This is a genomic window from Rhizobium sp. YTUHZ044 (genome assembly GCF_051123975.1).
Taxonomy (GTDB): domain Bacteria; phylum Pseudomonadota; class Alphaproteobacteria; order Rhizobiales; family Rhizobiaceae; genus Rhizobium.
In genome coordinates, this window is sequence record NZ_CP101426.1 from 1938375 (window position 1) to 1952916 (window position 14542).

The window sequence follows — 14542 nt, forward strand, 5'->3', positions numbered from 1 at the left end:
TCATTAGAACGAGGCATCCTCATGAACGACAATCATCCTCCGTCGGCCTGGAGCAGCTACAGCCGAACCGTCTTCATCGCCTTCGCCGCGATCGCGCTGGCCCTCATCGCATACGAACACCGTGTGCATGTCCTCGGCATCCTGCCATGGCTCCTCATCCTGGCCTGCCCGCTGATGCATCTCTTCATGCATCACGGCCACGGCGGTCATGGCGGCCATTCCGGCCAGGACCATGCCAACTATCGGGCTGGCATGAGCAAGCAGGACCGGAAGGAGGCCGACGATGTCTGACACCCCTGCCTACGGGCTCTGGAGCCTGGTGATCATCAATTCCGTGGTGTTCATCGTCTTTGCCGCGAGCTTCACGAAGCTCGGGACGAATCGGGACTGGCGGTCGCTCGGTCCTTTCTCCGCCTTCGTCGTCGCGCTTTTCACGGAGATGTACGGCTTCCCCCTGACGATCTACCTGCTGTCTGGCTGGCTCGGGCGCCAGTTCCCGGGCGTCGACTTCTGGTCGCACGACGCCGGCCACCTTCTCGAGATGATGTTCGGCTGGCGGGTCAATCCGCATTTCGGGCCGTTTCACCTCGCCAGCAATGTGCTGATCATCGCCGGGTTCTGGCTGCTCGCCTCGAGCTGGCACGTGCTCTATGCCGCTCAGCGCGAGAATCGCCTGGCGACCACAGGTCCGTACGCTCGCGTCCGGCATCCGCAATACGACGCTTTCGTTGTGATCATGATTGGATTCCTGCTGCAGTGGCCGACGCTCGTGACGCTCGCGATGTTCCCGGTGCTGGTGTGGGTGTACGTGCGACTTGCGAGGCGGGAGGAGGAGGCCTCCAGAGCGGAGTTTGGAGCTGCGTGGGACGCGTATGCCAGAACCGTTCCGCCATTTATTCCGAGGCTTGGTCATGGCGCGGATGCAGCCGGAAGCAGTCGAGGAGGAGCGGTCCATGACTGATCATCACTCGCATGAAGCCCACGCGCACGCCCATAACGATCATTATCGTCATCAGGAAGACAAGAAGCCTGTCGTGCAGGTGGGCACTGCTCCGAGGCCTCTGGAAGGCGTTATCTATACCTGCCCGATGCATCCGCAGATCCGGCAGGTCGGACCCGGCACCTGCCCGATCTGCGGCATGACGCTGGAGCCCGAGGTCGCGACCGAAGCGGCAGGACCGAGCGCCGAGCTCGTCGACATGACCTGGCGGTTCTGGATCGGTCTCGTGCTGACCTTACCGGTCCTAGCCCTGGAGATGGGAGGTCATCTCACCAACCTGCACATGCTGCTCGGCGCGCAGCTTTCCAACTGGATCCAGCTCGTGCTGGCAACGCCGGTCGTGCTCTGGGCGGGATCGCCGTTCTTCAAGCGGGCCTGGTCCTCGCTCGTCAACCGCAGCCTCAACATGTTCACGCTGATCGCGATGGGAACGGGCGTCGCGTGGGTCTACAGCGTCGTCGCAACGGCGGCACCGGACATCTTTCCTGCCACGTTCCGCGCCGCCGACGGTTCGGTTGCGATCTATTTCGAGGCGGCCGCAGTCATCACCGTGCTGGTGTTGCTGGGCCAGGTGCTTGAGCTCAGGGCGCGGGAGCAGACCGGCGGCGCGATCCGGGCGCTGCTTGATCTTGCCCCGAAGACCGCCCGCCGCATTCGGGACGATGGTACGGACGAGGACGTCGTGCTCGATGTTGTCGCAGTTGGCGACCGCCTGCGCGTCCGTCCGGGCGAGAAGGTCCCGGTCGACGGGGAGCTGCTAGAGGGGCGTAGCTCCGTAGACGAATCCATGATCACCGGCGAATCCATGCCGGTCACGAAGGAGGTAGGCGCCAGGCTGATCGGCGGCACGATGAACCAGAGCGGTGGTTTTGTCATGAAGGCGGGCAAAGTTGGACGCGACACGATGCTCTCGCAGATCGTCCGCATGGTAGCCGAGGCCCAGCGCTCCCGCGCGCCGATCCAGCGGCTCGCCGACCAGGTGTCGGGCTGGTTCGTCCCAGCGGTGATTTTGGTCGCAGTCGCTGCCTTCGTGGCCTGGGGCGTCTGGGGGCCGGAGCCGCGCTTCGCCCACGGCCTCGTCGCCGCCGTCGCCGTGCTGATCATCGCCTGTCCGTGCGCGCTGGGGCTGGCGACGCCGATGTCGATCATGGTCGGGGTCGGACGTGGCGCGAGGATGGGTGTGCTGATCAAGAACGCCGAGGCGCTGGAACGCTTCGAGAAGATCGATACGCTCGTCGTCGACAAGACCGGCACGCTGACGGAAGGCAGGCCTAAGGCGACTGCATTGAAGGCCGTCCAAGGATTCGACGAATCCGAACTCCTGCGGCTGGCCGCAACGCTCGAACGTGCCAGCGAACACCCACTCGCCGCGGCCATCGTCGCCGCGGCGCAGGAGAGGAGCCTTGCCCTGGGCGAGGCCCGCGAGTTCGACAGTCCCGTCGGCAAGGGCGTCACCGGTACGGTCGACGGGCGGAATCTCGTCATCGGCAGCCATCGGATCATGGCCGAGGCCGGCGTCGACTTGTCGTCGCTCGCGGCCGAGGCCGAGACGCTGCGCGGCGAGGGTGCGACGGTGATCTACGTAGCCATTGACGGCAAGGTGGGCGGTCTCATCGCCATTGCCGATCCAGTCAAGACGACCACGCCCGCCGCGCTGCGTTCGCTGAAGGAGGAGAACATCCGCGTCGTCATGCTGACCGGAGACAACAGGACGACGGCGCAGGCCGTGGCGAGAAAGCTCGGCATCGACGAGGTCGAGGCCGAGATCCTGCCGGAGGACAAGGGCAAGGTGGTCGCGCGGCTCCGAAGCGAAGGACGCGTCGTCGCCATGGCAGGAGACGGGGTCAATGACGCCCCTGCACTTGCCGCCGCCGACGTGGGCATCGCCATGGGAACGGGGACCGACGTGGCGATCGAGAGCGCGGGCGTCACGCTGCTGAAGGGCGACTTGCAGGGGATCGCAAAGGCCCGCAAGCTCAGCCATGCGACCATGAGCAACATTCGCCAGAACCTGTTCTTCGCCTTCATCTACAACGCGGCGGGCGTGCCCATCGCTGCAGGCGTACTCTATCCCGCCTTCGGGCTGCTGCTCTCGCCGATCATCGCGGCCGCGGCCATGGCGCTGTCATCGGTCAGCGTCATCGGCAACTCGCTCAGGCTGCGCCGTTCGGCCATCGACTAGGTGACCTGCGGCTCGCCCGCTGGACACGGCATTCGCATCCATCCTGTTCCCGGCAAGCGGGCGCGGATAGAACCAGCCAAAGGAGAAACGACATGGGAATGACAATGCCAAATGTTATCCTGCTGGCCGCGGCGATTGCCGTCGGCAGTGCAGAGCTCGCCCTTGCGCAGACGAGCGGGGCGGATCCCCATCATCCTGCGGACCCGGCGCAGGCGACTCAGCCGTCGGGAATGGAGGACACGACCGTGCAAGGCCAGGGCGCGATGCCGGGCGGATCAGGCATGATGCAGTCCGGCATGATGGGACAAGGCAAAGGCAATACGATGCCAATGCAGTGCATGATGATGCAGCCTGGCGCGGCCGGGGGCATGCCGATGCAGCCCGGCATGATGGGGGCGATGCCAACGATGGCTATGCGCGGACCCATGATGAAGATCATGTTCGCGATCGCCGACACCGACGGGGATGGCGCGCTGTCCTTCGAGGAGGTGACGGCGATCCACAAGCGGATCTTCGGTAGCGTAGACGCCAACAAGGACGGCAAGGTCACACCCGAAGAGATGCAGACGTTCTGGAGGCCATAGCGGAGGCGACCCCGAAGGCCCTGTCGCGAAGCCTCCAAGGATATGATAGGATCGAAATGCATTCACCACGGGAGGGGTAAATGCGCCGTGTCCTTCTGACTTTGCTCCTTTGCGCGCAGTCCGCATCGATGTCGGCGGCGGCCGAGCTTGCCGTATTCCACACCGCTTCGTTCGGCGGCAGCCGGTCGGTCAGCCTCAGTCTAGCGGAGGGAACTGCGTCCCGCGATCACGCCTTCGACTTCGACGTCGTCATCACGCTGTCGGAATTCGACGGTGGCGGGGCTGTGCTCTATCAAGACGGAGGAAGACACAAGGCGAGGGTGCGATGCGTTTCGCCCGCCATGGTCCGGATCAATTCCGCCGACTATGCGGTTGACGTTTCGGCGCGGCCGGGAACCGACTGGAAACACGATCTCTGGTCAGCGCTCTGCAACGCCCCGCTCTCCTGATCGGCATTGCGGCATGCTTTGTTCAATCGACGCGTTAACCCTTCGGCGGGCGGATTTCCATGAACACGTATGAGGCACCGATCCCCGACGGGATCGCATAAACGTCGTAGGACGCCTGCGGGTCGTCGCCCATTCCCAACGAACCGGACGGCATGCCCGGCACGGCCAGTCCCCGGAGCGGCGGCCGCTCCCGCAGCAGTCGCTGGACGGCCTCGAGTGGCACGTGTCCCTCGAGGTAGTATTCCTCGACGACGGCGGTGTGGCATCCCACCAAGTCGGCGGGAACGCCCAGCCGAGCCTTTACCGCGGCGAGGTCGTCGGTGTTGTGGGCATCGACGGAATATCCCGCCGCAGCCATAGCCTTCAACCATTCGTGACAGCAACCGCAGTTCGGATCCTTGTAGACCGTCATTCTCGCCGTTGTGGCGGCGAAGGCCCCTCCGCCACGAAGCGCAAGGGCGGACGCCGCCATTGCGATGAAGCTTCTCCTGTGCATCGTCTCCACTCCTCGATGCCCTGTCGCCCGGATGTATCCGAGCGACAGGGAGTGCGTTATTTTACTTCGGTGACGGTCAGCTTGCCATTCACGCGTTCGGCAACGAACTCGATGCTCGATCCTTCCTTCAGCTTTTCGAGCAGAGCCGGGTCCTCGACGCGGAAGACCATCGTCATCGCCGGCATGTCGAGGTTCTTCAGGTCCTCGTGCTTGATGGTGACCTTCTTCGCCTTGGCGTCGACCTTGTTGACCACGCCCTTGGTGAACTCCGCAGCAAACGCACCGAAGGCTGCACTGAAAGAGAGCAGGGCGGCTAGGCTGATTTTGATCATTGCAGTTTTCATTTCATGGCTCCTTTTGCGCGTTACTTCCCGGCGACGGTGACGTCGCCGTGCATGCCGGCTTCGTAGTGGCCGGGAATCAGGCAGGCGAACTTGAACTCGCCGTCGGTGGTGAACTTCCAGACGATCTCGCCGGATTGACCGGCCGGAAGGCGGATGGAGTTGGCGTCGGCATGTTCCATTTCCGGGAACTTTTCCATCACCTTCTTGTGCTCCAGGATCTTTTCCTCCTGATCGAGCACGAATTCGTGGTCGACGGTGCCGGCGTTCTTGATCGCGATCTTGATGGTCTGTCCCTTGCGAACGTTGAAGACCGCGGGCGTGAACAACATCCTGCCGTCGTCGGTTTCCTTCATCGTGACGCGGATCGTCTGTGTCGCCTTGGCCTTGTCGCCAGGCTCTCCGACAGCCATTTTCTCGCCGTGACCGCCGGCGTGATTGCCGGAGGCGAGGGCAGGGGTTGCAAGCGCGGCGAGTGCCAGTGCCATTACATAATTCTTCATGCGTAGATCCTTTTTGATTTGGGATACTGAATCTCAGCCGTTCGTCGGCTTCGGCGTGATTTGCGTCTTCGCGTCTTTGGCCCTGGCGGCGTCCGGCAGTTCGCCAGTCCACTCCCAGGCCTGCGTTCCGGGCGGGTTCTCGTACCAGCCCGGATCGGAGTAATCGTCCGCCGAGATGCCCTCGCGGACCTTCACGACCGAGAACATGCCGCCCATCTCGATCGGGCCATGCGGCCCCCAGCCGGTCATCATCGGAACAGTGTTCTCGGGAATGGGCATTTCCATTTCGCCCATATCGGCCATGCCCTTGGTGCCCATTGGCATGTAATCCGGTTGCAGCTTCCTGATCTTCTCGGCGAGCTTCGACTTATCCGCGCCGATGAAGGTCGGGATGTCGTGGCCCATCGCGTTCATCGTGTGATGCGACTTGTGGCAGTGGATCGCCCAGTCGCCGAGGTATTTGGCGTCGAACTCATAGGCGCGCATGGCGCCGACGGGGATATCGATGCTCACCTCCGGCCATCGAGCCTCGGGCCGCACCCATCCGCCATCCGTGCATGTCACCTCGAAGTCATAACCATGCATGTGAACCGGGTGGTTCGTCATCGTAAGGTTGCCGACCCGCACTCGCACGCGGTCGTTCCTGGAAACGACCAGCGGGCTGATGTCCGGAAACACGCGGCTGTTCCAGCACCACATGTTGAAGTCGGTCATCTCCATGACCCTCGGCACATACGAGCCGGGATCGATGTCATAGGCGTTGAGCAGGAAGACGAAGTCGCGGTCGACGCGCATGAACGCGGGGTCCTTGGGATGGACAACGAAGAAGCCCATCATGCCCATGGCCATCTGCACCATCTCGTCGGAATGCGGGTGGTACATGAAGGTGCCCGACTTCACGAGATCGAACTCGTAGACATAGGTCTTGCCGACCGGAATGTGCGGCTGCGTCAACCCGCCGACGCCATCCATGCCTGACGGCAGAATCATGCCGTGCCAGTGAATCGTCGTGTGTTCCGGCAGCTTGTTGGTGACGAAGATGCGCACCCGGTCGCCTTCGACCGCCTCGATGGTCGGACCCGGAGACTGGCCGTTATAGCCCCAGAGATATGCGGTCATGCCGTCGGCCATCTCGCGTTCGACCGGCTCTGCGACGAGGTGGAACTCCTTGACGCCGTTGTTCGTCCGGTGGGGCAGGGTCCAGCCGTTGAGGGTGACGACCGGCTGGTAATCCGGGCCGGAAGTCGGATGGAGCGGCGGCTGCATGTCCGCCGACTCCATTGTCGCGGCGTCGGGCAGACCCATCGCCGAGGTTTTCGTCCAGGCGCCGGCCGCCAACAGGGATGCGCTCGCACCGAACAGTTGTCGTCTGTTGAACATGGTGGGTTCCTTTCTCAATGGCCGCCGCCGCTGCTGCCGGAAGCAGCGGCGACTTCGGTCTCTGCCGGCGCGCTGGTCGCGCCGCCGCCGTAAATCGCAGGCGCAAGGTTGGCTTCGGCGAGCCAGAAATCGCGCTTGGCGTTGACGGAGAGCAGGATGGAGTTGATCTTGTCGCGCGTGTCGGTGAGCAGCTCGAAGGTGTTGGAGATCATGCCGTTGTAGGTCAGGAGGGATTCCTCCTCGACCTTGGTGCGCAGCGGCACGACATTGTTGCTGTAGTGCCGCGCGATGTCGTAGTTCGAGCGATAGGCCTCGTATGCCGAGCGTGCTTCCGAGCGGACGTTGACGGCCTTCTCCGCGAGCTGGTTTGCCGCCCGCATATAGGCCAGCTCGGCCTTGCGCATCCGCGCCTTGCCGGTGTCGAAGATCGGGATCGCGAACTCCAGATCGACCTGGCCGGTGGTTCTGGTGATCTTCTCCTCGTCCTCGATTTCCCGTTCCGTTTCGAAGCCAGTCAGGATCTCGAGATCGGTGACATAACGCGTCGCTTTGGTGAGCCCGTACGACCTTGCGGTTGCCTCCAGCTCAAGCTTCGCCACCTGAAGATCGATGCGGTTCCTCAGAGCCTCGGCCTCGATCGTATCGCGTCGGGCGACGGCCTTGGGCAGCGGCGGCAGGCTGTTCGGAATCTGGTAGTCCAGGTCGGCCCCCCAGAGACCCATCAGCCGTGTCAGTTCCTCCTTGGCGAGACGAGCTGCGAGGCGCGCCTTCGCGGTCTCGCCGGCGAGCTCGGCGACGAACACATGTTCGCGCGCCTGGGCGCCCTTGGTCATCGCGCCAGTCTCGCCAAGTTTCTCCGCAAGTTCGGAAGCAGCGTCCGCCGTCGCCTGGGCGCGTTGCAGCTGCCCGACATTCTCCCAGGCGGCCACCGCCCCGATCCAGGCGCCCCGCGTCTCGGCGGCGACCTGTAGCGTTCTTACGGCAGCGGTCAGTTGCGCCTGGCGGAAGCGGGTGTCGGCGATCGCCACGTCACGGTTCCTCGTCGCAAGCGCCAGGATGTTCGTCGTGATCATCCCCTCGATGGTCTTGAAGGCCTCCAATCCAGGTGTGCCGAAGCCTGTCGTGCCGATGGAGACTGTCGGGTTGATGAGCATGGTCGACTGCCAGGCATCGGCCGCACTGTCGCCGAGATCGGCGTAGGCAGCCTGAAGGCCCTTATTGTTGAGCAGGGCGATCTGAACCGCCGTCTCGACGTCGAGGATTCTCCGTCGCGCGAGCAGATTTTTGACCTCTGCGGCGACAGAGCGCGCCTGAACCTGGTTCTGGATCCAAACCGTTTGCTTTGCCGTCGCTATTGCGGTCTTGTCGGCAACGGAAGCGAACCCTGCTTGCTTGCTGGAATATTCGGCGCCCGTGACGCAACCGCTCAGCACCAGCGGGACCGCCAGCACGGACGTTAATTTTCTGAGGCCGATCATGAGGCGTCTCCTTTCGCGGGAGACTGCAGATCGTTCTGTCTACGCCACGGCTTGGGATCGACGGGCTGCCTGCCAACATAGCCCGAAACCGGCGACCGATATGCGATAGGGCGCGGCGAGGGCTGTTCGATCGCGGCGGAAGATGCCACCACGTCGGGAGGAAGCGTGGATGCGCAGCCGCCGATGACAAGCGGCAGCCCCACCACGAAAAACGAGCGTTTCATTATGAAATTTCCGAATAAGAGATAACCTACGGGCGCTCGCCCGAAGCCAGGCGGCGACCGAATGGACCCGATCGAGCGGGCGCGTCTCTATTCAGATATTCGGAGGGCGGTGGAGCGGCGGCTGTTCGCCGAAGGTCGTGCGGTCGTCCAGGAACTGCCGGATCGAGGTTACAACTGGCCCACCGACGTAGGGGCTTTCACAAATGATGCCGAGGCCGCCGCAGAAATCCTTGCAGCATTCCTGCTTGACGAGCTTCGATGGACCTCCATCGTCATCGGGCATATCGATGCGCGAATGGTCGTGGTGGCCCGCTTCCGCCAAGTCGTGGCCTTCATGGGACGGCATCATCTCTGCGGCGGCGACGCGCAGTTCCGGGAATGCTGAGCCATGCATCGCCGCACTGGCGTTCGCCAACGAGTACCCGGCCAGTGATACAACGATCACCAGCCGCATCATAACGAGCAACATGCTCACTGTGATTCGGTACATCTTTGCCATTCCCGAAGAGCTACAGGTAATGCAGCCCGTTTTCAATCGCGGACCTAGCTATTGCCGACATGAGTCCTTAATATGACGCATCCCGCGGGGTTGAGGCTGGCCACTTAGACGTTTTTTGCTGGCCGCGGCAGCAGCATCCGGTCCACTGTCTCGTCACGGGCGACCAGCGTGTGCCAGGCCGCTGCGGCAAGATGCAATGCCACCATCGCCAGGATGATCTTCGAGCCCACGACATGGTAGTGTGCGATTCCGAACCAGAAATAGCTGGCGACGCCCCCCATGCAGGCCTGTCCGATGATTGCGGCGTAGAAGACGTGATGAAGCGCCGTGGCGATCCGTCCGGTCCATGTGCCGGGCGCGGCAGGCTCGGGCGGCTGAAATATGCGGAGAACGAGCCGCACGCCCATCAGCAGGCCAATGCCGATCCCCGCGTAGTTGTGGAGCTGATGCTGGACGACGTCCCACGCAGACGGCGTCATCCCCATGTGGACTGCATGATGAATTCTCTCGATGCTGCCGCCGGTCAGATACTGCACCGGCACCATGAAGGCGACCAGCCAGTGAAGCCCTATCTGAACGAGCGAATAGCCGCCTCTCATTAATCCACTCCGAGCCAGAGCCGCAGATTATTCGGCGGCGGTTAACGCTTCGTCATCGGCCCATTGCCGAGAACATCGGGGAGGGTATCCGCCCTCTTGCTGCCCAGATGAGAAGGGATATGCGTGGAAGCGGGATCACGTCGGCTTGGGAAATAACTCTATGAGACGGACCTTTTTCGTGACGACTTTTGGACTGCTCCTTGCCATGGGAGCCGCTCTCTTGACGACAGTCCCGTCGCCGGCCGCCGAGGATGTCGTGGCGCTTCGGCAGGCGGACATGAAGGCCATGGCCGCCGCGGCAAAGACAATTTCCGGCATGTTTAAGGATCCGGCGAGCTACAAGGCAGCCGAGTTCCGATGGGCAGCAGACACCATCCGCGACAGATCCGGCGTCGTTCTTTCCGAACACTTCGTATCCGAGGCGACCAGCCCGCAATCAAAGGCCAGGCCGAACATTCTTGAGGAGCGCGAGCGGTTCGACCGCATCGCAAACGACCTGCGCGACTACGCCATCGCGCTCGACGCCGCTGCGCAGAATAATCCGGGACCGATGCCTGCCGACATGCGCATGAAGCCTGGAGAGGCCATGGGCAGCGGCCCGCTCGGCACTCACGTCCGAAGCGAGCAGGAGCTGTCGGCAATGCCGGCGGAGCACGCCTTTCACCTCATGCTGCAGACCTGCACGACGTGCCACGCCCGCTTCAGGGCGCAATAAGCACAACTGGTGTCAAGCAGCCATATTCGAAGCCGCCGACATCACATCCCGAGGCGCGGGACCGCCGAACAAGTTGCGGCCACCTTCCTCGACTTCCGTGAAACACCAGCGCACGACGCCATCGCGGTCGAGCAGGAATTCGCCGACAAGCTGGCCATGGCCGGTGGCGATCATCCGCGTATCGTCCTCCGTGAATTCGTAGCCGTCGGCCTTGTCGAGATAGTCGATCGCCGCCATCACATCCATGGGCTCCGGCAGCTCGCCCGGCATGTCGATCCGCATTGAGGACATCGTGCTCATGCTGACCTTGTGCGGCCATTCGTTCTCGGATTCGGTGAACTCGATATTCGGCAAGCCGAAGGCTCTGTGCGATACCCGTTCGGGGTCGGAGGCGGCCAGTAAATTGGGAAGCGGGTGGTAGCGGAAATAGAGGCGCGCTCGCTCGATTGGCGTATTGACGACTGTCAGGCTGTCGATGCCTTTCTCCTGCAACGCACCGGTGAGTTCGGCCATGGCGGCGATCTGCCGGCGGCAGAAGGGGCAGTGTAGGCCACGAAACAAGCCGACGAGCACCGGCTTCTGACCGCGGAAATCATCGATGGCGATCTTGCCATGGCGGGTGATCGCATCCAGCACCACGTTGGGCGCGCGATCTCCAGGCTGTAATGGTTTATCGGCGTGGTTCTCCTGCATTGTTAGTTCCTCCCTGTATGTTTCTGAATTATCTGGTCTAATTGATGCAGAGCTAGATACGAAGCCTTCAGTCGAGAAACGGCAAGACGACGAATGTGCCGGGGTCGAGCTTGTGGCGGATGCACACATCCTGCGCCAGCGCGAAATACCGTTCCGCTTCATCCATGTCGTCGTGTTCAAGGCTCAGTGTCGCCAAGCCATCATAACACGGAAAGAGCAGTTGCGGCTCGTCAATTTCCTTCGCAACCTCAAGGGCTTCCTCGTAATACTTACGAGCTAGCTTCGGCTGCCCATGACATTGGTGTATCTGACCGAGCACGATCAGCGGTACGGAGAGATGGTCGCGCTGATCGAGCGCCCGGTCGATCTCCACCGCCTTTTCCGCCGCCGGCACGCCCTCCGCTCCGCAGCGATCGGTGAAGGTGCAGCAGGAGACCGCGAGATTGGCGAGAAGACGCGCCTGGAAGCCGAGATCGCCGATACGAGTGGCGACCTCCAACCCGCGCCGGCAGATTCTGATGGCGTTGGCCGGATCGACGATTGTGTAGAGAACGCCGAGGTTGGAATAGGCGCGGCAGGCGGCACTTTGCAGATCGGCCTTTTCGGCGACCGAAAGGCTGCGCTCCACTTCCTGCACGGCATCACGGCGGCGTCCGAGCCGCGCCAGCGCTGCACCCTTGGTGTTCAGCGCCTCTGCCATCGCCCGCGCCGCCTCCCGTCCGGCCTCCGTCGTTCCATCGATCGGCAGCGTTTGCAGGCATTGCAGCGCCTGTGTCGCCCATTCGGCGGCAGCAGCCTGGTCGCCGGTGCGGAAGGCGAGGTGGCCGCGTTCCTGCAGGAGATGCGCATGTTCGACCGGCGCATCGATCGGCGCGATCATCGCTTCGGCTTCGGCGCAATGGGCCTCCGCCTGATCGCGACGTCCCGCATCGAGATGCAGGCGGCTGATCTTGCGCAAGATTCTCGCCACGGAGATCCGATCATCTTTCACGCGGTGGGTCGCAAGTGCTCGCTGATAATGGTTCAGGGCGGCCTCACGCCGGCCGGCAGGACCGCAGAGATCGCCAAGGCGCTCCAGCAGCGCCGATTGCTCCGGCGTCGCCTCCGGCTCGTCGGCAAAGGCAGCAAGAGCCTGACGGTAGAGACGCATGGCATCGTCATTGGCGTAAATCTTGCGGGCCATATCGCCCGCCGCCATGAGATAGCTGGCGCCCTTGGCCTTTTCGGTGGTCAGGCTAAAATGATGGCCGAGCTGCGCCAGATGCTCCGCCCGATCCGGCGCCACGCCATATTGGCGTTCCAGCGCCCGGCCGATCCGTCGGTGAAGCTCCATGCGCCGTTGCAGCAGCAGATTGTGGTAGATGACATCGTGCATCAGCGTCTGGCTGAAGCGATAGCCCGGCGCTATCTCGGCGTCCGGCCCGCGCAATTCCTCGATGATATTGGCATCGCAGAGATAATCCAGCGCCGCATCGATGCCGCCCGGGTCGGTCGCGACGGTGCGGAGCAGGGCGGTATCGAACTTCGGGCCGACTACCGCCGCCTCTTGCGCCAGACGCCTGATCTCCTGCGGCAGCCGGTCGACGCGGGCAAGTAACAGGGCCTGCAGATTGACCGGTATATCGACATCCGCGTCTTCGGCCGCGACATGCCAGCGCTGGCCGTCATTGTGCAGCGTGCCCATGTCGATCAGCCCGCGCAGGATTTCTTCGATGAACAGCGGATTGCCGCCGGCGCGATCGAGGATGCGCTTGCGCATCGGCGCCGGCAGCTCGCCGTGACCCTCGCCAAAAAAGGCGGCAAGCAGCGTCTGCCCATCGGCAGCGAGGAGGGGGCCGAGACGCTGGACGGTGACGCTGACGCGATTGGAGTCCAGCGGGTCCGTCTGCGACGTCGGCCGATAGATCGCGAGCAGCATCAGCCGGCTGCGCTCCAGCCGGTCCATCATGAAGCGCAGCACCTCCAGCGAGGCCGCATCCGCCCAGTGGAGATCCTCGATGACAAGAAGGAGAGGGCCTTGCGCCAGCCGCCGCTCGAAAACGGTGCGGACCGCATAGAAGATCTGCCGCCGCAATTGTTCCGGCTCGATGTGCCGGAGCGCGCCATCGGGATCGCCGAAGCCGAGAACATGCAGAAAGAGCGGCAAAAGCGCCTCGATGTCGTCAGGCCTGAGATCGAGGGCGCGGAACCCTGTTGTCAGCAGTTGCCGTGTCTTGTCGGGATCGTCGCGCTCGCCGATTCCGTAGGCGCTCCGCACGACCGCGGCGAGCGTGCCGTAGGATTGTTCGCCGAGGGGAGAACAGCTGGCTCTGCGGATGGCAAGGCCGGGGAAACGATCCGCATCGGCGGCGGCCCCGACGAATTCGCTGGCCAGACGCGATTTGCCGATTCCTGCTTCGCCGATCAGGCGGACAAGCTGCGCGGCGCCGCCACAGGCAAGGTCGAGGCCGGTCAGCAGGCGCGACAATTCCGCGTCCCGTCCTACCATCGGCGCCTGAAGGCCGAAACTTTCGAGCCCGCGCGCCCTATGCGGCGCTTCCAGCAGCCCGGTCAGCCGATGCACGAGCACGTTTCCACTCTTGCCGCGCAAGGCCTGCGCGCCGAGGCTGTCGAAGGCAAAGGCGTGGCGGGTGAGGCGATAGGTCAGCGGACCGACGAGAATATCGTTTTCGCCGGCCATGGATTGCAGCCGTTGCGCGGTGTTCACCGTGTCGCCGGTCACGGAATAGGATTTCGCACTGGCGGCGCCGAAACCGCCGGTGACGACAGGGCCGCTGTTGATGCCGATATGCAGACGCAGCGGCACGCCGGCGCGCGATTGCCAGCGTTTGCCGACTGTAGCGGCACGGTCGATCATATCAAGTGCGGCGCCAAGCGCCCGCACCGGGTCGTCCTCATGGGCGGCTGGCGCACCGAACAGCGCCAGAAGCGCATCGCCGACAAATTTGTCGACGAAGCCGCCATAGGCTTCCACCGCCCGGGTCATCTCTTCGAACAATTCGTTCTGCAGCGCCCGCATGACTTCAGGATCGATCTGCTCGCTTAGTGAAGTGAACCCGCAGAGATCGGCAAAGAGCACCGTCACCGGCCGCCGGTCGGCATCGCTATCGGCTTCACCCGGTGCTGTCTCGATGGCCGGTTTCGCGGCGGGCTGGGTCTTGCTTGAGATCGATGCGCCGCATCTCGGGCAGAAGGCAAAATCCGGCTGACATGGATAGCCGCAGGCCGCGCAAGAGAGAGGTTGCTTTGAGCCGCATCGCGGACAGAAAGCAAAACCGCTCTGAATATCGAAACCGCAGCCGGCGCATTCCATCGCAGGCATCTCACAAAAACCCGATATGCGACAGCGATATCGGCCGCTGCCGGCGGGCTTCTCAACGGCGATAAGAATGAACCTGC

General features: G+C 63.1%; 16 protein-coding genes. 6 read left to right on the top strand and 10 right to left on the bottom strand.

The genetic code is table 11. The features are described from left to right. Nucleotides 1-21: 21 nt before the first annotated feature. The 5 genes from NL154_RS09650 (at nucleotide 22) to NL154_RS09670 (ending at nucleotide 4215) form a co-directional block, all read left to right on the top strand. On the top strand, nucleotides 22-291 hold the full coding sequence (locus NL154_RS09650) for a DUF2933 domain-containing protein (RefSeq protein WP_210631344.1): 270 nt from the start codon (nucleotides 22-24) through the stop codon (nucleotides 289-291). Beyond that, nucleotides 284-961 carry a methyltransferase family protein gene (locus tag NL154_RS09655; protein ID WP_210631343.1) on the top strand — a complete coding sequence of 226 codons (678 nt, stop codon included), beginning with the start codon at nucleotides 284-286 and terminating at the stop codon, nucleotides 959-961. Before NL154_RS09650 ends, NL154_RS09655 begins: the two co-directional genes overlap by 8 nt. Then, entirely contained in the window at nucleotides 954-3182 is a 2229-nt protein-coding gene (locus tag NL154_RS09660; RefSeq protein WP_434733960.1) for a copper-transporting P-type ATPase, read from the top strand. The genes NL154_RS09655 and NL154_RS09660 overlap by 8 nt, the downstream gene beginning before the upstream one ends. 92 nt (nucleotides 3183-3274) lie before the next feature. Beyond that, nucleotides 3275-3766, top strand: coding sequence for an EF-hand domain-containing protein (locus NL154_RS09665; RefSeq protein WP_405047655.1), 492 nt, complete (start codon nucleotides 3275-3277; stop codon nucleotides 3764-3766). Nucleotides 3767-3846: 80 nt separating this feature from the next. Next, nucleotides 3847-4215, top strand: coding sequence for a hypothetical protein (locus tag NL154_RS09670; RefSeq protein ID WP_210631341.1), 369 nt, complete (start codon nucleotides 3847-3849; stop codon nucleotides 4213-4215). Between the two features lie 34 nt (nucleotides 4216-4249). Here NL154_RS09670 and NL154_RS09675 read toward each other — a convergent pair whose 3' ends face one another. The 8 genes from NL154_RS09675 to NL154_RS09710 all read right to left on the bottom strand — a co-directional run bounded on the left by NL154_RS09675 (nucleotide 4250) and on the right by NL154_RS09710 (nucleotide 9735). Continuing rightward, nucleotides 4250-4711 carry a DUF411 domain-containing protein gene (locus NL154_RS09675; protein WP_210631340.1) on the bottom strand — a complete coding sequence of 154 codons (462 nt, stop codon included), beginning with the start codon at nucleotides 4709-4711 and terminating at the stop codon, nucleotides 4250-4252. A 56-nt stretch (nucleotides 4712-4767) separates the two neighbouring features. Further along, on the bottom strand, nucleotides 4768-5055 hold the full coding sequence (locus NL154_RS09680; protein ID WP_210631339.1) for a copper-binding protein: 288 nt from the start codon (nucleotides 5053-5055) through the stop codon (nucleotides 4768-4770). 20 nt (nucleotides 5056-5075) lie between these two features. After that, nucleotides 5076-5555: a cupredoxin domain-containing protein gene (locus tag NL154_RS09685; protein WP_221155098.1), complete on the bottom strand. Its 480-nt coding sequence runs from the start codon at nucleotides 5553-5555 to the stop codon at nucleotides 5076-5078. A gap of 33 nt (nucleotides 5556-5588) precedes the next feature. Next, nucleotides 5589-6935: a multicopper oxidase family protein gene (locus NL154_RS09690; RefSeq protein WP_210631337.1), complete on the bottom strand. Its 1347-nt coding sequence runs from the start codon at nucleotides 6933-6935 to the stop codon at nucleotides 5589-5591. A gap of 14 nt (nucleotides 6936-6949) precedes the next feature. Beyond that, the gene (locus NL154_RS09695; RefSeq protein ID WP_434733961.1) at nucleotides 6950-8413 is read right to left on the bottom strand and encodes a TolC family protein; all 1464 of its coding nucleotides are present in this window, start codon (nucleotides 8411-8413) and stop codon (nucleotides 6950-6952) included. Beyond that, a complete protein-coding gene (locus NL154_RS09700; RefSeq protein ID WP_210631335.1) occupies nucleotides 8410-8637 on the bottom strand; it encodes a hypothetical protein in 228 nt (75 codons plus the stop codon). The genes NL154_RS09695 and NL154_RS09700 overlap by 4 nt, the downstream gene beginning before the upstream one ends. Nucleotides 8638-8728: 91 nt before the next feature. Continuing rightward, complete coding sequence (locus NL154_RS09705) at nucleotides 8729-9127, bottom strand: hypothetical protein (protein WP_247241736.1); 399 nt, start codon at nucleotides 9125-9127, stop codon at nucleotides 8729-8731. A 113-nt stretch (nucleotides 9128-9240) separates the two neighbouring features. Then, complete coding sequence (locus tag NL154_RS09710) at nucleotides 9241-9735, bottom strand: cytochrome b (protein ID WP_210631333.1); 495 nt, start codon at nucleotides 9733-9735, stop codon at nucleotides 9241-9243. Between the two features lie 160 nt (nucleotides 9736-9895). Here NL154_RS09710 and NL154_RS09715 point away from each other — a divergent pair, with 160 nt between their 5' ends. After that, nucleotides 9896-10450 carry a cytochrome c gene (locus tag NL154_RS09715; RefSeq protein WP_210631332.1) on the top strand — a complete coding sequence of 185 codons (555 nt, stop codon included), beginning with the start codon at nucleotides 9896-9898 and terminating at the stop codon, nucleotides 10448-10450. Between the two features lie 12 nt (nucleotides 10451-10462). Here NL154_RS09715 and NL154_RS09720 read toward each other — a convergent pair whose 3' ends face one another. Together NL154_RS09720 and NL154_RS09725 are read right to left on the bottom strand one after the other, a co-directional pair. Beyond that, complete coding sequence (locus tag NL154_RS09720; protein WP_210631331.1) at nucleotides 10463-11143, bottom strand: peroxiredoxin-like family protein; 681 nt, start codon at nucleotides 11141-11143, stop codon at nucleotides 10463-10465. Between the two features lie 67 nt (nucleotides 11144-11210). Further along, on the bottom strand, nucleotides 11211-14456 hold the full coding sequence (locus NL154_RS09725; protein WP_434734161.1) for an adenylate/guanylate cyclase domain-containing protein: 3246 nt from the start codon (nucleotides 14454-14456) through the stop codon (nucleotides 11211-11213). Nucleotides 14457-14542 lie beyond the last annotated feature (86 nt).